The sequence below is a fragment of the Micromonospora sp. WMMD710 genome (genome assembly GCF_029626045.1).
Taxonomy (GTDB): Bacteria; Actinomycetota; Actinomycetes; order Mycobacteriales; family Micromonosporaceae; genus Micromonospora.
The window spans coordinates 136,991-157,745 of sequence record NZ_JARUBD010000001.1 but is presented as its reverse complement, the minus strand read 5'-3'; the positions used below and the strand labels follow the sequence as shown (position 1 = coordinate 157,745).

General features: G+C 70.4%; 16 protein-coding genes and 2 pseudogenes. 8 read left to right on the top strand and 10 right to left on the bottom strand.

What is annotated here, in order from left to right:
- Positions 1–79: 79 nt before the first annotated feature.
- On the bottom strand, positions 80–424 hold the full coding sequence (locus O7620_RS00785) for a transposase (RefSeq protein WP_278121247.1): 345 nt from the start codon (positions 422–424) through the stop codon (positions 80–82).
- Positions 425–1,238: 814 nt separating this feature from the next.
- Between O7620_RS00785 and O7620_RS00780 the strand changes: the two are divergent.
- The 4 genes and pseudogenes from O7620_RS00780 to O7620_RS00765 all read left to right on the top strand — a co-directional run bounded on the left by O7620_RS00780 (position 1,239) and on the right by O7620_RS00765 (position 5,366).
- A pseudogene (locus tag O7620_RS00780) lies at positions 1,239–2,104 on the top strand (IS5 family transposase).
- A gap of 111 nt (positions 2,105–2,215) precedes the next feature.
- Entirely contained in the window at positions 2,216–3,226 is a 1,011-nt protein-coding gene (locus O7620_RS00775) for a mechanosensitive ion channel family protein (RefSeq protein WP_278126796.1), read from the top strand.
- A gap of 232 nt (positions 3,227–3,458) precedes the next feature.
- On the top strand, positions 3,459–4,850 hold the full coding sequence (locus tag O7620_RS00770) for an MFS transporter (protein ID WP_278126795.1): 1,392 nt from the start codon (positions 3,459–3,461) through the stop codon (positions 4,848–4,850).
- 87 nt (positions 4,851–4,937) lie between these two features.
- On the top strand, positions 4,938–5,366 hold the full coding sequence (locus O7620_RS00765; protein WP_278121245.1) for a globin: 429 nt from the start codon (positions 4,938–4,940) through the stop codon (positions 5,364–5,366).
- Positions 5,367–5,387: 21 nt separating this feature from the next.
- Here the strand turns inward: O7620_RS00765 and O7620_RS00760 are convergent, their stop codons facing one another.
- The 5 genes and pseudogenes from O7620_RS00760 to O7620_RS32020 all read right to left on the bottom strand — a co-directional run.
- Complete coding sequence (locus O7620_RS00760; protein WP_151492011.1) at positions 5,388–5,972, bottom strand: YbjN domain-containing protein; 585 nt, start codon at positions 5,970–5,972, stop codon at positions 5,388–5,390.
- Between the two features lie 131 nt (positions 5,973–6,103).
- Entirely contained in the window at positions 6,104–6,808 is a 705-nt protein-coding gene (locus O7620_RS00755) for a hypothetical protein (RefSeq protein WP_278126794.1), read from the bottom strand.
- Positions 6,809–6,837: 29 nt separating this feature from the next.
- Positions 6,838–7,284: a thioesterase family protein gene (locus O7620_RS00750; protein WP_151492013.1), complete on the bottom strand. Its 447-nt coding sequence runs from the start codon at positions 7,282–7,284 to the stop codon at positions 6,838–6,840.
- 12 nt (positions 7,285–7,296) lie between these two features.
- A complete protein-coding gene (gene ettA, locus O7620_RS00745; RefSeq protein WP_151492014.1) occupies positions 7,297–8,973 on the bottom strand; it encodes an energy-dependent translational throttle protein EttA in 1,677 nt (558 codons plus the stop codon).
- A 372-nt stretch (positions 8,974–9,345) separates the two neighbouring features.
- A pseudogene (locus O7620_RS32020) lies at positions 9,346–9,666 on the bottom strand (IS3 family transposase); the annotation flags it as partial.
- Positions 9,667–11,148: 1,482 nt separating this feature from the next.
- On the opposite strand from O7620_RS32020, the gene O7620_RS00735 reads away from it, so the two are divergent.
- Complete coding sequence (locus tag O7620_RS00735; protein WP_074313851.1) at positions 11,149–12,549, top strand: trehalose-6-phosphate synthase; 1,401 nt, start codon at positions 11,149–11,151, stop codon at positions 12,547–12,549.
- A 41-nt stretch (positions 12,550–12,590) separates the two neighbouring features.
- On the top strand, positions 12,591–15,155 hold the full coding sequence (gene otsB, locus O7620_RS00730; RefSeq protein WP_278126792.1) for a trehalose-phosphatase: 2,565 nt from the start codon (positions 12,591–12,593) through the stop codon (positions 15,153–15,155).
- Positions 15,156–15,671: 516 nt separating this feature from the next.
- Here the strand turns inward: otsB and O7620_RS00725 are convergent.
- Positions 15,672–15,947 (bottom strand): hypothetical protein, encoded by a 276-nt coding sequence (locus O7620_RS00725; RefSeq protein ID WP_278121241.1) that lies wholly within the window; start codon positions 15,945–15,947, stop codon positions 15,672–15,674.
- Positions 15,948–16,292: 345 nt separating this feature from the next.
- Here O7620_RS00725 and O7620_RS00720 point away from each other — a divergent pair, with 345 nt between their 5' ends.
- Positions 16,293–16,667, top strand: a complete 375-nt coding sequence (locus O7620_RS00720) for a DUF5753 domain-containing protein (RefSeq protein WP_347403746.1) — start codon at positions 16,293–16,295, stop codon at positions 16,665–16,667.
- On the top strand, positions 16,664–16,852 hold the full coding sequence (locus tag O7620_RS00715; protein WP_278121239.1) for a DUF397 domain-containing protein: 189 nt from the start codon (positions 16,664–16,666) through the stop codon (positions 16,850–16,852). The genes O7620_RS00720 and O7620_RS00715 overlap by 4 nt, the downstream gene beginning before the upstream one ends.
- A 275-nt stretch (positions 16,853–17,127) precedes the next feature.
- Here the strand turns inward: O7620_RS00715 and cobA are convergent, their stop codons facing one another.
- From cobA to cobC, 3 genes are read right to left on the bottom strand one after another with little or no spacing between them, the layout of a single operon-like run.
- Entirely contained in the window at positions 17,128–18,402 is a 1,275-nt protein-coding gene (cobA, locus tag O7620_RS00710) for a uroporphyrinogen-III C-methyltransferase (protein WP_278121237.1), read from the bottom strand.
- Between the two features lie 28 nt (positions 18,403–18,430).
- Positions 18,431–19,549 (bottom strand): nicotinate-nucleotide--dimethylbenzimidazole phosphoribosyltransferase, encoded by a 1,119-nt coding sequence (gene cobT / locus O7620_RS00705; RefSeq protein ID WP_278126790.1) that lies wholly within the window; start codon positions 19,547–19,549, stop codon positions 18,431–18,433.
- A complete protein-coding gene (cobC, locus tag O7620_RS00700; protein WP_278121235.1) occupies positions 19,549–20,634 on the bottom strand; it encodes an Rv2231c family pyridoxal phosphate-dependent protein CobC in 1,086 nt (361 codons plus the stop codon). The genes cobT and cobC overlap by 1 nt, the downstream gene beginning before the upstream one ends.
- Positions 20,635–20,755: the final 121 nt, after the last annotated feature.

Below are 20,755 nucleotides of genomic sequence, written 5' to 3'. Positions count from 1 at the left end.
GTCCGTTGCGCCAATAGTCCCTGATCGGACCCCGGATTGCACGCACTAATCTTGCTTCTGGTAGTCCTGCGGCACCGGGTCAGCGCCCTTGACGCTCTGCGAGTCGATGATCCCCGCCGTCGGCCCCGGGCTCGCGGCCGTGTGCCACCCGGATCTGCTCCCGTAGCTCGGCCAGGATCCGCTCGGTCACACCCCGCCTGTTCAGCCGGGTGAAATGCGCGTACACGGTCTGCCACGGCGGGAAGTCGACCGGCAGGTACCGCCACGCGCAACCGGTGCGCACCACGTACAAGATGGCGTTGATGACGGCCCGCCGGGGATGCTTCTCGGGTCTGCCCATCCACTGCGGGGACGGCAGCATCGGCTCGATGATCTCCCACTCGGCGTCGGTCGGGTCAGAGGGGTAGCGCCGCACTCGATCCATGCCTGCCTACCGACAGAGTTGCGCTCACCGATCGGACCCGCTGTGCGACACACCCGACCAACCCATATCTAAAACGCGCTCTGAACCGGATACGCGATGCGCGCGTTTAGCGGGTGACGATGCAGTAAGACGATGCAGTAAGGAGCCCACGACATGGCGCAACGGCGGGAGCGGGAGCAGCAGGAATTAGCGAGGCAGGTGGAGCGGGAGCGGGAAACTTTTTCGCAGATGCAGACCGACCTGAGTCAGACCCAGCAGCAATTACAGGTTGTGCTTGAGACCCAACTGATGGTACGCAGAGGTTTTGTGACGGACTATGGGCAATGGCGACAGAACAAACACGAGCAAGAGCAACAGCGCCAACAAAAGCTGGACGCGCAGCGGAAAAAACTTGCTCGGGCAAGACTGGATCGACCCGCGCAGGAGCGGGTGCGGGACAACCCTTCCACGAGCCCGGAGCACCCGGAGCAGCAGTGGACTGCGCGGTACCCAACTCTCCCCCCGCCAGGCCCTCGCCGGGTGGCACCGGCACCCACCGCACCAGGCGGCACAAATGCCCTCGTTGCTGCCGCAGGGACACCGTCAAGGTTCGCTGCGGCTGCACGGCCACATCCGCAGCTGACCTCTGGCCAGCACCCTTCCCCTCAGCAGCAACAGTTCGGCCGAGGAGGCGCGCAGTCGGGGCGGGGCAGGGCTCAGTAAGAGCGACCGGCAATAGGTTCAAGATCTGGACATGCGGGTACCTGCGGGAAGGCAGCAGGCACGGGTCCATTGATCATCGGAGTTGTTGACGCTCTGTGACCGATGGAGTTCCGTGCCTGTGCCGCCATCATCGTTGCTCGAACCCGTGTGGGTCCAGTTCGCCGCGTTGTGGCCTGAGCGACCTGAGTTCGATCCGGCCCATCCGCTGGGCTGTCACCGTCGACGGATCCCGGACCGGGTGGTGTTCGAGCACGTCATCGCCGCTTTGGTCGATCGATCCGGCTATGAACGCGTCGCCTCGGCGGGTTGTTTGGACCGGACCATCCGTCGCCGTCTGCGCTCGTGGGCTGACGCCGGTCTCGGTGAGCAGGTCCAGGCCGATCATCTGGACGTAGGCGTCCAGATGATCGGCCTGGACCAGGCCTGGACCTGGCCGACGTCAGTGCCGACGGCGCGATCACCAAGGCACCCTGCGGCGGAGACCGGGCCGGCCGCTCACCGGTCGACCGCGGCAAGGGCGGTATGAAGCGCTCGACCGGTGTGGACGGCTACGGCATCCCCCTCGGGATCACCGGCGCCCCGGCCAACCGACACGACTCCCCGCTGCTACGCGACACCTTCGAGCAGTGCAGCACCCAACTACGCCATCATTGGCCGCAGCAGGTCACCGCCCACCTCGACCGCGGCTACGACAGCCAGCGCACCCGTGAGCTGCTCGACGAGATCGGCTTCGACGCACAGATCGCCCGCAAGGGCGTGCCCGCCCCGATCCAGATCGGCAAGCGGTGGGTGGTCGAGCGCACGAACTCGTGGCTGAACGGCTTCGGCAAGATCCGCCGCTGCACCGACCGCAACGCGGCGATCATCGACTTCTACCTGTACCTGGCCGCCGCGATCGTCACGATCCGTCAACTCATCCAACGAGCCCGCACGCTCTATCGCTGGGACACCCGACCGACAACCCGCCGACTCACGTGACGCCTATTGCCGGTCGCTCTAAGGTCACCCGGCCGGTGGGTCGGCGGCGGGCGCTCGGGCCCGTTGCGGTACGAAGACAGGGTGAGTGCCGCCAGCGTGACGCCCCTCGCCCTGTCCACCGCCGGGTCGGTGAACTGCCAGGGCAGTACCTCCTGCGAATGGATCTACAACATCACCAGGTCGTCCTGGTTCGCCGAGGGCAGCTACTGGATCCTGCTCAAACCGCTGCGGGTGCTGCTGATCGTGGCGTTGGCGATGGTGGCCCGCTGGGCGCTGCACCGCACGATCAACCGGCTGGTCCGGACCACCACCGACGGTGCGGTGCCGACGATGCTCCGGCCGTTGCGCGAGCGGGTGCCGACCGCCGCGGTCGACCCGGCCGAGTTCGTGCCGGAACGACGACGGCAGCGCGCCGAGGCGATCGGTTCGGTACTGCGCAGCCTGACCACCGCGTTCGTCTTCGGAATCGCGCTGCTGATGATCCTGCGGGAGTTCAGCTTCGATCTGGCGCCGCTGCTGGCCAGCGCCGGTATCGCCGGCGTCGCGCTGGGCTTCGGCGCGCAGAGTCTGGTCAAGGACCTGATCGCCGGCCTGTTCATGCTCATCGAGGACCAGTACGGGGTGGGCGACAACGTCGACCTGGGCGAGGCGACGGGCGTGGTGGAGTCGGTCGGCCTGCGGGTCACCACCGTGCGTGACGGTCGCGGGGTGCTCTGGTACATCCGCAACGGCGAGATCATCCGGGTGGGCAACAAGAGCCAGGGCTGGGCCCTGGTGGTGGTCGACCTGCCGATCGGGTTCAGCAGTACCGAGGAGGCGACCGCCGTCCTGCGGACCGCGGCCGCCTCGATCGCGATGGACCCGGAGTTGTCGCCGGAGATCGTGGAGGCGCCGGAGGTGTTGGGCGTCGAGCAGATGACGGTGGACGGCGCGGTGATCCGGACGGTGGTGAAGACGACCGCCGACGGGCAGTTCGCGGTGGGCCGTGAGCTGCGTCGACGGCTCGCGGAGGCGCTGGAGAACTCGGGGATCACCGCCCAGATCGCCGCGGCCCGCATCTATCCGGGCGCGTCGAGCCGCCCGTTGCGCGAGGGGGAGACCGGTCAGGGTGGCGCCACCTGACCCGGGCAACCTGTCCGGCGATCCAGGGGTCGCGGGCCGGCCGGCCCCTCAGGTATCGTCCGTTCGTTCAGTCGGGGATGCGACGAACGAGCCGTTCGCCCTAGCTAGTTGTCAGACTATCGGGCAGAATCCGGTGCACGCGTTCCCGCCGGAGCGTGGTCACATCCTCGCTGATCCGTAGATCTGACGAGTGTTCCCGGCCGGGCTGCCACGAGCGGTGCCCCGGGAGCCGATGGAGGCGACGGTGCCCGACGAGCGACCTTCCGCGGAAGGCCCGGCCACTTTTCGCGAAGTGTTCGCCCAGCGCGAGTTCCGTGCTGTCTTCACGGCCGGGGCCCTCTCGTGGGTCGGTGACTACCTGGCGAAGGCCGCCGTCACCCTCCTCGTCTACCAGCAGACCAGGTCCGTCGCGCTCTCCGCCGCCGCGTTCGCCGTCAGCTTCCTGCCCTGGCTGCTCGGTGGCCCACTGCTCGCCGCGCTGGCGGAGCGATACCCGTACCGGCGGGTGATGGTCACGTGTGACGTGATCCGGATGGCGCTGATGCTGCTCATCGCCATCCCGAACCTGCCGGTCCAGGCGGTGCTGGTGCTCATCTTCGCGGCCACGCTGGCCAACCCGCCGAGCCAGGCGGCGAAGTCCGCCCTGCTGCCGCAGATCCTCGCCGGCGACCGGCTGGTGGTCGGCCTGTCGTTGAACAGCAGCGTCGGGCAGGCCGCGCAGGTCGTCGGCTACCTGCTCGGCACCGCCGTCGCCGCGATCAACCCGGCCGCCGCGCTGCTGATCAACGCGGCGACGTTCGCCGTCTCGGCGCTACTGGTGCGTTTCGGCGTCCAGGATCGGCTCCCGGTGATGACCAGCGCCCACCGCAGCCACCTGCTCCGGGAGACCACCCAGGGTTTCCAGATCGTGTTCCGGACGCCGGTGCTGCGGGCCATCGCGGTGCTGGTGTTCAGCGCGATGCTCTTCTCGATCGTCCCGGAGGGGCTGGCCGCGGGCTGGGCCAACCGGGACGGCGGCAGGATGGACGCGGGCCTGGCGCAAGCGTTGATCATGGTGGCGAATCCGCTGGGATTCATCCTCGGCGGGCTGCTCGTGAGCCGACTGTTCGCTCCGTCCCGCCGACTGGCCCTGATGCGGCCCCTGGCCGTGCTCGCGCCGCTGGCGCTGGTGCCGGCACTGTTCAACCCCGCCCCACCGGTGGTGGCGCTGCTCGCCGCGCTCTGCGGGTTCGCGGTCGCCGGCATGCTGCCGATGGCCAACGGCCTGTTCGTCCAGGCCCTGCGCGCCGAGTTCCGGGCCCGCGCGTTCGGTGTGATGGCCACCGGGGTCCAGGTCATCCAGGGGGTGGCGGTGCTGGCCACCGGGCTGCTCGCCGACCGGTTCTCGATCCCGGTGGTGGTGGGGGTGTGGAGCGCGGCCGGGGTGCTGCTGATGCTGGTGGCCGCGCTGCGCTGGCCGGACCAGCAGACGGTGGACAACGCCATCGCGGCGGCCGTCACGGCCAACGCCGCGCAGGCGGCCAGCGCGGCGCAGACGGCCACCCCGGGTGGCCGACCCACCGGCGGCAAGCCGGTGGACGAACCCCAGGCCGGCAAGGGCCACCGCCGGCACGCGGTGACCTGACCCGACGTCCCGTCCGCGGCTCGGGCGTGACCCGACCCACGGCGTACGGGTCGGGCCGGCTCGGGACGCACCTGGCAGGATGGAGCGGTGAACCCCGCAGGTGAATCCGACCGTCCCGGCGCGTCGACGACCCTCTTCGAGGCGGTCGGCGGCGAGCCCACCTTCCGCAAGCTGGTCGACGAGTTCTACGCCGGCGTCGCCACCGATCCCCTGCTGCGGCCCATGTACCCGGAGGAGGACCTGGGCCCGGCCGCGGACCGGATGACCCTGTTCCTGATGCAGTACTGGGGTGGGCCGAACACGTACTCCGCCCAGCGCGGGCACCCACGGCTGCGGATGCGGCACGCGCCCTTCCGGATCGGCGCGGCCGAGCGGGACGCCTGGCTGCGCAACATGCGCCGCGCCGTGGACCGCCTCGACCTCGAGCCGGAGATCGCCGGCACGCTCTGGGACTACCTGGAGCGTGCCGCGTACTTCATGGTCAACGTCGAGGAAGATCCGGCCCACGGCGTCTGACCCGCCCGACCCGGGGCGGCCTCAGAGCAGCGCGCCCTCGTCGTGCAGCCAGTCCACGAAGCTGGTGGCCACCGCCGCGCCGCAGTCGAGCATCTCGACCAGCAGCGCGTCGTGCGTGCCGGCGCCGAGCGGCACCTGCAGCTCGGCGTAGATCGGCAGCTGCCCGCGCTCCGTCGGATCGCCGATGTACGCCTTGCAGAACCGGCGGGTGTGGTTCCACTCGTTGACCACCCGGTAGGCCCGGTCGGCCCAGTCCGGCGGGACGGTGGCGTGCGGGCGTGCCCGCATCACCAGAATCTCGTCCTCCGGCCCTTCGAGGGCGACCAGCACGGCGTGCCGCTCCCACATGGCCAGCAGGTTGCCGTCGCCGTCGGCCAGGTAACGCACGTCGAGCAGGTCGAGCGCGTCACAGACTCTGCGCAGACTGACCGGCTCGACGGTTGCGGGCATCTCCGTCAGGACGGGTCGATCGTTGGACGGGCAGTCGTCCCCCGGCTGGCGGGGGCTGGGCGGTCCGACCCGGACCGCGCTCTCCACTGTGATCCCGCTTCGGGTTTCCGGATCGCCGCCGTCGGCGGGACCGGGGCGCCATGACCACCACGGCATCGCTCGCGCACCTCACTCCCCAGCGGATCCAGTCGCCTACGGTGCGTTGGATCCGAGGATGGACGGTACCCGGACAGCCGGGTTGAAGCATCCCCCCAACGACCGCCCCAGCCCAGAAGAATGACCATGGGTCATCCGTTCGGATGAGTCCCGAGGGGTGTTAAGGCGAGGTCGGTGGCCTTCTGCAACCAGGCCGCTCCGTATGGTCCCACCAGGCCAACCCATCGGCCGGCCACCCGTACCTGCACGGTCGGCTCGTCCGCGCCGGCGACCGGGCCGGCGGCGGCACCGAGGAAACCCATCCGAACCAGCCCCTGCACCAGCCGCTGCGGCACCTCCACCGGCGCCGCCGGCGGTCCGTCGGGCGTGACCACCACCGCCACGTGATCGAGCAGCGCGTCCCGCAGGGCACGCTGACCGACCGCCCGGCCGGCCACACCCTCCTGGCTCGCGGTGCGGAGGGTGCCGGCGGCGGCGTCCGCGATCCGACGTAGCTCGGCGGCGGGCAGCACCTCCACCGGTCGGCTGCGCGCCGGCGGCAGCGGCCACCGCCACTGCGCGTCCCGACGGGTCGGTAACGTCGTGCCGCCACGCTCCAACTCGGCGAGCAGCTCCGCGGCGGCCACCGTGACGTCGTCGGGGGCGCCGTCGACCGGCCCACCGGCCACCGTGCGCACCACCAGCACCTGCCACGGCAGCCGCGCCCAGAGAGCGACGCGGCCGGGCGCGCCGGCCGGCCGCAGCCGGACCGGCGCACCCGGCTCCAGCCGGACCAGGCGGGCCAGGAACGCCCCCGCGTCGGCCGACCCGGCGAGGTCGTGCGTCGACGATGTCACCCCACCCGCTCCGGTCGCACCGGGCCGGGTCACGCCACGCCGCCCTGCGGGGCGTAGGTCAGCAGGAACTCCCGCTCCTCGGCGGTGATCCGCCGGGGCACCTGACGGGTCAGGTCGAACGGGACCAGCACCGAACGGGCCCGACTGGCAAGCACGTCACCGTCGTACAGCTCGTAGGCGACGGTGAACCGGGAGGCCCTGATCTCCTCCACCCACAGCTCGATCCGGACCGTGGGCGCGGCCTGGGCGGTGGCCCGACCCAGCGCGTAGTCCACCGGCCGGAGATAGTCGACCTCGTGCCGGCGGATCACCACCCCGTCGGCGAACGAGCCGACCCCCCAGGCGCGGCCACCGGCGAACATCAACGCCACCCGGGCCTCCTCGTACAGGGTGAGGAAGCGCGAGTTGTTGATGTGGCCGTACGCGTCCAGGTCGGACCAGCGCAGTGTGCAGTGGTAGACGAACCGGTCAGACACCATGTCGGCCGGTCAGTCGCGGGTCAGCTTGCGGTAGGTCACCCGGTGCGGCCGGGCGGCCTCCGCGCCGAGGCGGTCGATCTTGTTCTTCTCGTACGCCTCGAAGTTGCCCTCGAACCAGAACCACCTGGCCGGGTCCTGGTCGTCGCCCTCCCAGGCCAGGATGTGCGTGGCGACCCGGTCCAGGAACATCCGGTCGTGGGAGATGACCACGGCGCAGCCGGGGAACTCCAGCAGCGCGTTCTCCAGGCTGGAGAGGGTCTCCACGTCCAGGTCGTTCGTCGGCTCGTCGAGCAGGATGACGTTGCCGCCGATCTTCAGGGTCAGCGCCAGGTTGAGCCGGTTGCGCTCGCCGCCGGAGAGCACCTTGGTCGGCTTCTGCTGGTCCGGGCCCTTGAAGCCGAACGCGGCGATGTACGCCCGCGACGGCATCTCGACCTTGCCCACCATCAGGTAGTCCAGCCCGTCGGAGACGACCTCCCAGACGGTCTTGTCACCGTCGAGGCCCTGCCGGTTCTGGTCGACGTACGACAGCGAGACCGTCGGGCCGACCCGGACCTCGCCGCCGGTCGGCTCCTCCAGCCCGACGATGGTCTTGAACAGCGTGGTCTTGCCGACGCCGTTGGGGCCGATGATGCCGACGATGCCGTTACGCGGCAGCGAGAACGACAGGTTGTCGATCAGCAGCCGGTCGCCGAAGCCCTTGCTGAGACCGTTCGCCTCGATGACGGTGCTGCCCAGGCGCGGGCCCGGCGGGATCTGGATCTCCTCGAAGTCCAGCTTGCGGGTCTTCTCCGCCTCGGTGGCCATCTCGTCGTACCGGTCCAGACGGGCCTTGGACTTGGTCTGCCGGGCCTTGGCGTTGGAGCGGACCCACTCCAGCTCCTCGGTGAGGCGCTTCTTCATCTTCGCGTCGCGGCGGCCCTCGACGGCCAGCCGGGCGGCCTTCTTCTCCAGGTAGGTGGAGTAGTTGCCCTCGTAGCCGATGGCCCGGCCGCGGTCCAGCTCCAGGATCCAGCCGGCGACCTTGTCCAGGAAGTACCGGTCGTGGGTGATCGCCATGACGGTGCCGGCGTACTTGGCCAGGTGCTGCTCCAGCCAGGAGACGCTCTCCGCGTCCAGGTGGTTGGTGGGCTCGTCGAGCAGCAGCAGGTCGGGCGCCTCCAGCAGCAGCTTGCAGAGCGCGACGCGGCGGCGCTCACCACCGGAGAGCTGGGTCACGTCGGCGTCCGGCGGCGGGCAGCGCAGCGCGTCCATGGCCAGCTCGAGCTTGGAGTCGATGTCCCACGCGTCGGCGTGGTCCAGCTCCTCCTGGAGCTTGCCCATCTCCTCCATCAGCTCGTCGGAGTAGTCGGTCGCCATCTGCTCGGCGATCTTGTTGAACCGCTCCAGCTTGGCCTTGGTCTCGGCGACCGCCTCCTCGACGTTGCCGAGCACCGTCTTGGCGTCGTTGAGCGGGGGCTCCTGGGCGAGCATGCCGACGGTGTAGCCGGGCATCAGCCGGGCCTCGCCGTTGCTCGGCTTGTCCAGCCCTGCCATGATCTTGAGGAGGCTGGACTTACCGGCGCCGTTCGGACCGACCACACCGATCTTGGCCCCCGGCAGGAAGCTCAGCGTCACGTTGTCGAGCACGACCTTGTCGCCGTGCGCCTTGCGCGCCTTTTCCAGGACGTAGATGTACTGGGCCACGGTGCGGGCTACCTCCGTCGGATTGCTGTCGCCTGATCGGGCGCGGGCGCGGGCTGCGAGGACCGCCCGCTGCCGCCGGCCGGGAGCCGGCCGCGCGCACGCCATCGTCAATCCTGACAGGTACGGCGCGCTTCGCCCACATCACCCCGCCCCAGGAGTACGCCGCGTGCTGCGTTACCAGCACCAGTATTACTGGCTAGCGCCCGTGGTATGACCGAGAAGATCGCCATCAGCGTGCCCGACGACGTGGCGGAGCGGTTGGCGAAGGAGGCCAACGTCTCGGCATTCGTCACCGACAGCGTGCGCGAGCGAATGGCCGGCGAGCGGACCCGGCGTGCGCTACGGCAGGCGTACGGCAGGCGGGCTTCCAACTCACCGGTGAAGGTCGTCGAGCCCGCGCCACGGACCGCGGTTGCGGACGAGTTCAGCCTTGTAGAGGGAGTTGAACGCCTCGGCCATGACGTTGTCGTAGGAGCCGTCCTGGCGGTGCAGCTCGTGCCGCATCTTGCGGGCGCCGTAGACGCCATAGTTGGCCGCGTGGACCTGCTCGATCACCGCGGACTTAAGGATCTGATTCGCCCGCCGCAGCTCACGATTCTCCCGTTCCAGCGCGGCGAGGCGTTCGGCGTCGCTACTGGTGGTGCCCGGACGGTCACCGGCGTCGGCCTCGGCCTTCTTCACCCACGTACGCAAGCCTCCGGGTGGACCCCGAGCTGGCCCGCGATCCGGCGGATCGCTCCGACCGCGGACACCGTATCCCGGCGAGCCTCGATCGCCACCGGGTCGCACGCTCACGCAGCTCATCGTTGTACTTCTTCGGTGCCGGCATCGCTGGTGTTCCTCCCAGGTTTCGATGCCTCCATCAAACCCGGTGCGGGACACCTAGTGATCCGCGCGTTCCACGACGACGCCTCTGCCCGGACACCCACGATCTCCTTTGTGAACCAGCGGGCAGCTCGCTCCGTTACTATGTCAGCGCACGGTTGCAGGTGCCCCTCATCCCGGAGAGCCATGCCTGAAAAAGATCTCCCCTCGCCCTCCCGCACACGTCACCACAACAGAAGCGGTAACAACCCACCCTCGTTGACCGAAAAACTGGAACGAATAGGAACATTCATCAGCCAATATGGTGATGTGCCACTCCCTCACGAACATGCGACGCCAGAAGAAAAACAGCTCTACAACCTTCTCAAAGGATTAACGAGCGGCACGAAAAGCGACGAATCGAGAGACCTCCGCAACTGGCTCGTTGCACACAGAATTCCTTTCACCATGGACCCGGGCGTTTTGGTGACGCGCGCCTGGTTCACTGAGCAGCTGCGCCGATCCGGCAGAGCGGGGCGGCCAGAGCCCAGGGGTCGGCGTCTCGGGAATCCGCCGCCAGCGGCACTCCCTCCCCGCTCGACGACTGCGCCTCCTGCGGCGCCCTCGGCGGGAGGCGCGGACCAAATGCGATACCGGGTATATGCAACCTGGGACTCGTCCTTGGATGGTGCCGCCCTACGATCCGCCGCATGGGATTCCTCGACGCGGCGTCGGCCGTCGCCCCCTCCGCCCCCAGTCGCGCGGCACCGGGACACTTCGCACAACTCCCTCGGTCAGCACGGCGAGCATGGCCGCCACAAACAGCAAGGCCCACGCTGACAGGCGAACTGTTCGCTAGCAAAAATCGGCCCAGTCGGGTGGCCAGGGCCGGTCCAGGCAAAGTCAGATGATGCCGATTAGCGCCCGGAGGACTTTGTCTCCGGCAACGTCGACCTCAACGGCGAGAAGGTCCGCGTTCGTCGACGACGAACTGCCGGTGACCGTGCACGACCGTGCACCTGCTACGACGACGTCGTCGATGAGGACCGACCGTCGGTGACATCACTGGGATACCGCTTTCAATCACCCGCGACCGACCTAAGGCCGCAGTCGACCGACAAAAATTCACTTTTTCGAATTCAGCGGCCGCCAGCTATGAGATGCCCCCCGGAAAACCCACAAGCAGACACAAGGAATAGATCAATTCGAACACATCAGACCGCCCCTGGGCGGCGACTGTCGACAAGATCACCGACGGGATTTCGGCACGTGCGGGGCGGGTAGGAGACTCCGGCACGAGGCACAAGACGCCGCAGCTACGCTCAGTACGCTCATCGCGGTGGACCCGTCAGTACCCGGAGGTGGCCGATCGTGACCGTCCGTAGCTCCTTTGTCGTAGTGGCGAACCGTCTGCCGGTCGACGAGGTGAGCACACCCGAGGGACGACAGTGGCGACGCAGCCCCGGAGGGCTGGTCACCGCGCTGCATCCCGTGCTCGCCGAACATCAGGGCACCTGGGTCGGCTGGGCTGGCGGCACCGGTGCCGCGCCCGAGCCGTTCGACCTGGAGGGGATCCGCCTGCACCCGGTCCCGTTGAGCGCCGAAGAGCTGGAGCGCTACTACGAGGGCCAGTCCAACGCGACGATCTGGCCGCTATACCACGACGCCGTGGAGACGCCGGCCTACAAGCGGCGCTGGCGGGAGGCGTACCGCCTGGTCAACGCGCGGTTCGCGGAGGCCGCGGCGGACGTCGCGGCCGAGGGCGCGACGGTCTGGGTGCAGGACTACCAGCTCCAGCTGGTCCCGGCGATGCTGCGGGAGCTGCGACCGGACCTGCGGATCGGTTTCTTCCTGCACATCCCGTTCCCGCCGATCGAGCTGTTCATGCAGATGCCGTTCCGCACCGAGATCCTGCGCGGCCTGCTCGGCGCCGACCTGGTCGGCTTCCAGCAGCGGCTGGCCGCGCAGAACTTCGTCCGGCTGGCCCGGCACCTGCTCGGGCTGCGCTACGAGGGGCAGATGATCCAGGTCGACGGGCGGCAGGTGAAGGCGGGCGCCTTCCCCATCTCGATCGACACGCAGGAGATGGAGCGGATGGCCGCCGATCCGGCGGTCCAGGCCCGCGCCAAGCAGATCCGCGCCGAGCTGGGCGACCCGAAGACGATCATCCTGGGTGTGGACCGGCTGGATTACACCAAGGGCATCGAGTTGCGGCTCAAGGCCTTCCGCGAACTGCTCGCTGACGGAAAGTTGACAGTCCCGGACGCGGTTATGGTGCAGGTCGCCACGCCGAGCCGCGAGCGCGTCGAGCACTACCAGGCACTTCGGGTCAAGGTGGAGCGCGAGGTTGGTCGGATCAATGGCGAATTCGGCAGGGTCGGCGTGCCGGCGGTGCATTACCTGCATCAGTCGTACAGTCGCAGTGAACTGGCCGCGATGTACGTTGCTGCCGACGTGATGATGGTGACCCCGCTGCGAGACGGAATGAACCTGGTAGCCAAGGAGTACGTCGCATCGCGCGCCGACCAGGGCGGGGCGCTCGTCCTCAGTGAGTTCGCTGGCGCAGCAACGGAGCTGCGCCAGGCATTTCTGTGTAACCCGCACGACCCGGACGCGGTCAAGGACGCCCTGCTCCGGGCCGTGCACGTGGAGAAAACCGAGGCACGCCGCCGGATGCGGACAATGCAACGTCACCTGCGTACCCACGACGTGGGCCACTGGGCCAAGTCGTTCCTTTCCGAGCTGGGAGTCTCCGAGGCGGAGGCCGCGTGAACACGTCCGTCAACGACGGAGCGGCGACCGCCACCGGGGTGATGGACCCCGAGCTGCGATCCGCCATCGGCCGGATCGCCCGGGTGCCCCAGCTCCTGATCGCCTGCGACTACGACGGCACGCTGGCGCCGATCGTGGAGGATCCGAGCACGGCCGTACCGCTGCCCGAGTCGGTGGCCGCGATCCGCGCCCTCGCCGCGCTGCCGCAGACCAGCGTGGCGGTCGTCTCCGGCCGGGCGCTGCGCGACCTGGCCGCGCTCTCCCGGCTGCCCAGCGAGGTGCACCTCGTCGGCAGCCACGGCTCCGAGTTCGACATCGGCTTCGTCGAGCGGCTCTCCCCCGAACTGGTGGCGGTGCGCACCCAGGTGCGCAACGCGCTGCGCGAGATCGCCGCCGACCACCCGGGCATCCGGCTGGAACGCAAGCCGGCCAGTGTCGCCGTGCACACCCGCGGCGTCGACCCGCAGGTCGCCGCCGCCGCCATCGAGGCGGTGCGCAACGGCCCGGCCGCCTTCGACGGTGTCACGGTCACCCAGGGCAAAGAGGTCATCGAACTCTCCGTGGTGGCCACCCACAAGGGCACCGCCGTCGACCAGCTGCGCACCCAGCTCTCGGCCAGCGCGGTGCTCTTCATCGGTGACGACGTCACCGACGAGAACGCGTTCGGCAACCTGCACGGCCCGGACCTCGGCATCAAGATCGGCCCCGGCGACACCCAGGCCAGCTACCGGGTGGCCGAGCCGATCGAGGCGGCCCGCGCACTCGGGCTGCTGCTGGAGACCCGCCGACACTGGCTGTTCGGCGAGCGGGCGGTGCCCATCGAGCGGCACTCCATGCTGGCCAACGGCCGTACCGTCGCTCTGCTCACCCCCGAGGCCAAGGTCAGCTGGCTCTGCCACCCCAAGGCCGACTCGGCGGCGATCTTCGCCGACCTGGTCGGTGGCAGCCCGGCCGGTCACTTCAGCGTCACCCCGGAACGCGGTGGCATCCCGCTGGGTCAGCGCTACCGCTCGGGCACGATGACCGTGGAGACCCGGTGGTCCGGGCTCACCGTCACCGACTGGCTGGACAAGCCGGCCCACGAGACCACTCCGGACGACAGCCCGGCGGTCATCACCGGCGACTCGACACTGGTCCGGGTGCTCACCGGCAGCGGGCGGGTCCGGGTGGAGTTCGCGCCCCGCCCCGAGTTCGGCCAGGTCGCCGTGCAGCTGCAGCCGCTCGGCGACGGCCTGCTGGTGCTCGGCTCCAACGAGCCGGTGGCCCTCTACTCCCCCGGCGTGCAGTGGCAGGTCGACAACGACGGCGGGTACGAGACGGCCAAGGCCATCGTCGACCTCGCCGCCGCCGGTGGGCAGGTCGTGCTGGAGCTGCGCTTCGGCACGCACAGCCTGGAGCACCACCGGGTGCCGATCCACGAGCGGCAGGCGGCGGCCGAGCAGCCGTGGAAGGACTGGGTGGCCTCGCTGCGGCTGCCCTCCACCTCCCGCGAGCTGGTCGCCCGCAGCGCGCTCACCCTGCGCGGTCTCTGCCACGAGGCCACCGGTTCGATCCTGGCGGCGGCCACCACCTCGCTCCCCGAGGAGCTGGGCGGCGTCCGCAACTGGGACTACCGCTACTGCTGGCTGCGCGACGCCGCGCTGACCGCCCGCGCGCTGGTCGACCTCGGCTCCATCGAGGAGGCCGAGGCGTTCCTGCGCTGGGTGGACGGCTGCATCGAGCGCACCGGCGGCCACCCGGAGCGGCTGCATCCGCTGTACACGATCGACGGCTACGAGCTGGGCGCCGAGGCGGTCATCGACACGCTGCCCGGGTACGCCGGCTCCCGGCCGGTACGGGTCGGCAACCTGGCGAACCACCAGCTTCAGCTGGACGTCTTCGGCCCGATCGCCGACCTGATCGCGGCCGTCGCCGACGCCCGCGGCTCGGTCCGCGACGACGAGTGGCGGGTGCTGGAGAACATGGTCGAGGCGGTCCGCCGCCGCTGGCACGAGCCCGACCACGGCATCTGGGAGGCCCGGCTGCCACCACGGCACCACGTGTTCTCCAAGGTGATGTGCTGGATGACCGTCGACCGGGCGCTGCACGTGATGCGCCAGCACGGCGGCGAGGACCGCTCGGAGTGGAAGGACCTGCGCGACCGGATCGGCGCCAACGTGCTGGAGCACGGCTGGCACGAGGCGGTCGAGGCGTACAGCGTCGCGTACGGCGATGAGGACATGGACGCGTCGTCGCTCTGGATCGGCCTCTCCGGGCTGCTCGCCGGCGACGACCCGCGCTTCCTGTCCACCGTTCTGAAGATCGAGGCGGACCTGCGCAGCGGCCCGGTCGTCTACCGCTACCACTGGGACGACGGCCTGCCCGGCCGCGAGGGCGGCTTCCACATCTGCACGGCGTGGCTGATCGAGGCGTACCTGCGCACCGGCCGCCGCACCGACGCCGAGGAGCTGTTCGCGCAGATGGTGCTCACGGCCGGCCCGACCGGGCTGCTCCCCGAGCAGTACGACCCGCTCGCCGAGCGCGGGTTGGGCAACCACCCGCAGGCGTACAGCCACCTCGGGCTGATCCGCTGCGCCCTCCTGCTGGACAACATGCTCAAGCAGTAGTTCGACAGCACGTACGACGACGGGGCCGGAGCGCACACGCTCCGGCCCCGTCTGCTCTGTTCGACGTCCTCCGCGGCGTGTCCGGAACGGTCCCGTTCCGGCCCGAACTGTTCACGGTGGTTTCCCAAGCTGAACGATGAATGGTGCCGGCTGCTCCGTCTCACTCGGAGCCGTCAGTGCTCCAACGGCTCGGATCAGTGACACGAACCCTGACGAGAGGACCTCACGACGCGAGATCATTAGCCAGCGCACGGTGGAAGCCCTCGCGGAAGCTAAGGAGCTCGGCGTCAAGCTGGGTCGACCGATCCTCGTCCCCAAGCCCGTCATCCGGCGCATCCGTCGCCTGCGGTCCAACGGCCACACCCTGCGCGCCATCGCTGACCAGCTCAACGCCGATCGGGTGCCGACAGCGCACGGTGGCGACCGCTGGCACAGCTCAACGATCCGAGGCGTTCTCAGCGGGTCCGGAGGCGACCCCAACGCGCGGACCCGTCCGACGCGACCCGCCGGTACGGCTTAGGCCGTCACACGACGACTGGGAGCCCTCTTCCGCCCCGGTTGCCCGACCATCGCGGGTGCCGGGGCGGACCGCAGCCCGGCCTTCATGACGAAGATCGACCGGCGGGCCACCGCGTCGCCCTTCTCGTTGGTCTCGTATCCGTCGAGCCAGACCCACCCGTCGTACGTGATCCAGTCGAGCACGCGGATCACGCGGAATCTGATGGGGCGGATGAACTGCACGCTGGCCTCTCTGGTCACGTAGAGCAGGTCACCGGCTTTCACGGCAGCCACCCCACGAATCTCCGATGCAGTAGCCCCGCCGGAGCCCAGCCCATGTCCTGCGTAGCGGAGACCAGACACGAACTCATGTAGAGAGCCAGGGACACGGGGGCTTGGTCGTACTCGGCTCGCAGCTCAGCGCGACGGGTACGGCACGGCCAGGGAGCACCACACCCGCCGCAGGTCCAGATGGGCAGGAGCGGCCCGTGTGTGGTCATCAGCTCCCACCCGGCCAATGCCCACGATTGATCGGGACCTTGTGCCGGGTTCGGCAGGGCAGCTCGCTACCGCACTTGCAGACGTTCCGCCATTTCTGCCACGACCACACGTTGGGCAGGGTGACCCCGCGCAGGGCGAGTGGTGTCCACACCCCGCGCGCCCCGAGTCGACATCATGCTTGACGAGGCTGTCCTACGCCGAGGTGTGGACGCTGAACAGCTCGGCCACCTGGTCACGGTCAGCCGCCAACCCAACGTGTCCCTCCGGGTGGTGCCGTTCAATGTCGACCTGCACCGTGCCAGCATGACCAACGGAGCGTTCACGATCCTCGACTTCGACGGGGGTAGCGAACCGTCAATCATCTACTCCGACGGGCTGACCGGCGCTCTGTACCTCGACAAGCCTGCGGAGGTCGAGGCGTACGGAGACGTATGGTCCGCCACCGAAGAGAAAGCCCTCAGCGAGGCGCAGTCTCGCAAGCTCATCGCATCAATCGCAGAGGAACAGACATGACCATGCTGAACTGGAAGAAGAGCACGCGGAGTAACGGGGGCGGGGACTGCGTCGAGGTCGCCACACCGCTTCAGGTCGTCATGGTCCGCGACAGCAAGGACCGGCAGGGGCCGGTACTGTCGTTCAACGCCGACCAGTGGACCGGCTTCGTCCAGGGCATCAAGGGCGGCAAGTTCAACGCCTGAAAACGGGGCCGGGTGCGGTGACTTTCCGTGACCCCACCCGGCTACCGAAAGCGTCCGTTGGCTGATCAAGGCGCACGGCGAAACCATGACCCGATGCGGAACAGTTCCCCGAGTGCCTTCAGTACCGCAGGAAGTCGCTCCGGCGGGATCTTGAACAGCGCAACCACGGCCACAATGACGGGCCAGTCTCTGCCGCCCGCACCGCCGGACTACCCCGCGCCCGAACCCGCACGTACCGCCCGGGCAGCTCCATCGCGCGTGGACTCGTGCCATTGTTAGCGGCCGAGTGCCTCCACCACGTCGCCCACGATGACGACGGCGGGCGGGCGCAGGTCGGCGGCGGCCAGGTCGGCGGCGACCGCGCCGAGCGTCGAGCGCAGCACCCGCTGGGCACCCGTGGTGGCCTCCTGGACGACGGCGGCCGGTGTCTGCGCCGACCGGCCGTGCGCGATGAGGGTGGCCGTGATGGCGGGGAGGTTCTTCAGCCCCATGAGGATCACCAGCGTCCCGCGCAGACCCGCGAGGGCGTCCCAGCGCACCAGCGAGGCCGGCGAGTCGGGTGCCAGGTGCCCGGAGACCACGGTGAACTCGTGCGCCACCCCCCGATGGGTGACCGGGATCCCGGCCGCGGCCGGGGCGGCGATCGAGCTGGTCACCCCCGGCACGACGGTCACCGGCACGCCGGCCTCGGCGCACGCCAGCAGCTCCTCGCCGCCCCGCCCGAAGACGTACGGGTCACCGCCCTTGAGCCGGACCACGAAGGCACCCGCCAGGGCACGGTCGACCAGGATCTGGTTGATCTCCTCCTGCGCCCGGGACGGGCCGTAGGGGATCTTCGAGGCGTCCACGAGCTCGACGTCGGGGCGCAGCTCGTCCAGGAGCAGCCCGGGGACCAGCCGGTCGGCGACCACCACGTCGGCCTCGGTGAGCAGCCGCCAACCCTTCACCGTGATCAGTTCCGGGTCGCCCGGGCCGGCCCCGACCAGTGCCACCCGCCCGGACCGCCGCCCCCGGGTCGCGTCGGTCGCGCCGGTCGCGCCGGTCGCCTCGGTCGCCTCGGTCGCGCCGCGCGTCCGGGCGGCACCCTCGGGCACGAGGCGGGCGGCGAGCAGGTCACGGATCGCGTCGCGGACGGTCATCGCCCGTCGGGGATCCCCGCCGCCGAGCACGGCCACGGTGACCGGACCGTGTCGGGTCACCGCCGGAGTCCAGGCCGTGGCGGCCGTCCGGTCGTCGGCCCGGACGCAGAAGATCCGCCGTTCGGCGGCGGCGACGCTCACCGACTCGGCGGCGGCCGGATCGTCGATCGCCACCTGGACCAGCCACGCCCCGTCCAGATCCTCGGGCGTGAACCGGCGTGGCGCCCAGCGCAGCCGGTCGGCATTCACGTGGGCGCGCAGCGCCGGGGTCAGCTCCGGCGCCACCAGCAGGACGTCCGCGCCGGCGTCCAGCAACGCCGGCACGCGGCGGGTGGCGACCGCGCCGCCGCCCACCACGACCACCCGCCGCCCATCGAGGCGCAGGCCCAGGGGGTACGGACTGGTGCTCACACCGCACCACCGAGCCGGACGCGCGCGATCACTTCTCGGCCACCCCGGCGGAGTCGAAGGTGGCCACCTCGTGCAGCACCCGGACGGCGCCGGTGACCACGGGCAGCGCCAGCAGCGCGCCGGTGCCCTCGCCGAGACGCAACCCCAGGTCGATCAGCGGGTCGAGGCCCAGGTGCCGCAGCGCCACCGTGGCGCCCGGCTCGGCCGAGCGGTGACCGGCGACCATGGCACCGACCGCGTCCGGGGCGAACGCCGCGGCGGCGAGCGCGGCGGACACCGCGATCACGCCGTCGAGCAGCACCGGTGTGCGGCGGGCCGCGGCGCCCAGGATCAGCCCGGCCAGCGCGGCGTGCTCCAGGCCACCGACGGCGGCCAGCACGCCCAGCGGGTCGGCCGGGTCGGGCGTGTGCCGGGCCAGCGCGGCCCGCACCACGGCCACCTTGTGCGCGAACGTCGGGTCGTCGACCCCGGTGCCCCGGCCGGTGGCGTCGAGCGGGTCGGCGCCGGTGAAGGCGGCGATCAGCGCGGCGGCCGGGGTGGTGTTGCCGATGCCCATGTCACCGGTGAGCAGGATGCGGGCGCCGGCGTCGATCAGCTCGTCGGCGATCCGGATACCGGTCTGCACCGCCGCCAGCGCCTCGTCCCGGGTCAGCGCGGCGGTCACCGCGAGGTCCCGGGTACCCCGGCGGACCGACGCGACGACCAGCCGGGGCACCGCCGGGTCGAGCACGGCCGAATCGGGCCCGGCCGCGTCGAGCCCGGCACGATCGGGCCCGGCCGCGTCGGAGGGCAGCGGGTGGGCCACGCCGACGTCGACGACGGTGACCGAGGCGCCGGCCTGCCGGGCGAACGCGTTGACGACCGCCCCGCCGGCCAGGAAGTTGCCGATCATCTGCCCGGTGACCTCCTGCGGCCACGGGGACACCCCCTGGGCGTGCACCCCGTGGTCACCCGCGAAGATCGCCACCGCGGCCGGCTCGGGCAGCGGCGGCGGGCAGGCCCCGGCGAGACCGGCGAGGCGTACGGACAGCTCCTCCAGCGCGCCCAGCGATCCCGCCGGCTTGGTCAGCCGGCCGTGCAGCTCACGGGCGGCCGCCATGGCCGACTCGTCCGGGGGTCGGATCGCCGCGATCGTGGTCTCCAACATCATGCCTCCATGGTCTCGCGCAGCACCTCGATGAACGCGTCGATGGTGTTTCGGTCGCGTACCGCCACCCGCAGCCAGTCCGGCCCGAGCCCGGGGAACGTGTCGCCCCGGCGCACCGCCCACCCCCGGTCGCGCAGGGCGGCTCGTACCCGGCTCGCCCCGGGCAGGTGCAGCAGGACGAACGCGCTGGCCGGGCGGCCGACGACGCGTACGCCGGGCAGGTCGGCCAGGCGCGCGACCAGGTGGTCGCGGTCGGCGGCGAGGTCGGCGGCGATCGCGCGTTCGGCCTGGACCGCGACGGGGCTGGCGCAGGCCGACGCGGCGGCCAGCGCCGGCGTGGAGACGGCCCACAGGGGTTGGACGGCGGCCAGCCGGGCCAGCAGGTCGGGCGCGCCGAGCAGGTAGCCGATCCGCAGGCCGGCCAGGCCCCAGGTCTTGGTGAGGCTGCGCAGCACGAGCAGCCCGGGCAGGTCACGCCGCTCGGCCAGCGACTCCGGCTCGCCGGTGTGGCCGGGGGCGGTGGTGGTGTCGGCGAACGCCTCGTCGACGACCAGCACCCGGCCGGGGCGGGCCAGCGCGGCCACGGTCCGCGCCGGATGCAGCACGGAGGTGGGGTTCGTCGGGTTGCCGATCATGACCAGGTCGGCGTCGTCGGGCACCAGGCCCGGGTCGAGACGGAAGTCCTCGGCCGGGTCCAGCAGCACCCGCTCGACCGGGTGACCGGCGGCCCGCAGCGCCGCCTCCGGCTCGGTGAACTGGGGATGCACCACGACCGGCCGCCGGACCCCGCGCAGCGCCTGGGCGATCAACACGAAACCCTCGGCGGCGCCGGCGGTGAGCAGTACCTCGTCCGGGTGACGCCGGTGCCGGGCGGCGACCGCGGTCCGGGCCGGCGACGGGTCCGGATAGCGGGCCAGGTCGGTGAGGGTGGCGGTGATCGGGTCGGCCAGCCAGTACGGCAGTGGCGCCTGGCGGACGTTGACGGCGAGGTCGATCAGGCCGGCGGTCGCCTCCGCGTCGCCGTGGTGCGCGAGGTCCGGCTCCACCCCGACGGTCGGCGCCGGTGCGCTCGGCTGATCAGACATGTCCGCGATCCTGCCGGGAAGGCGGCCGGTGGGACAGCCGATCTCGACGTAAGCCGCGTCACCACTCGCGGATTTATGAGTTCTTCTCATGTACGAATCGGAAATGTCATAACTTGACCCT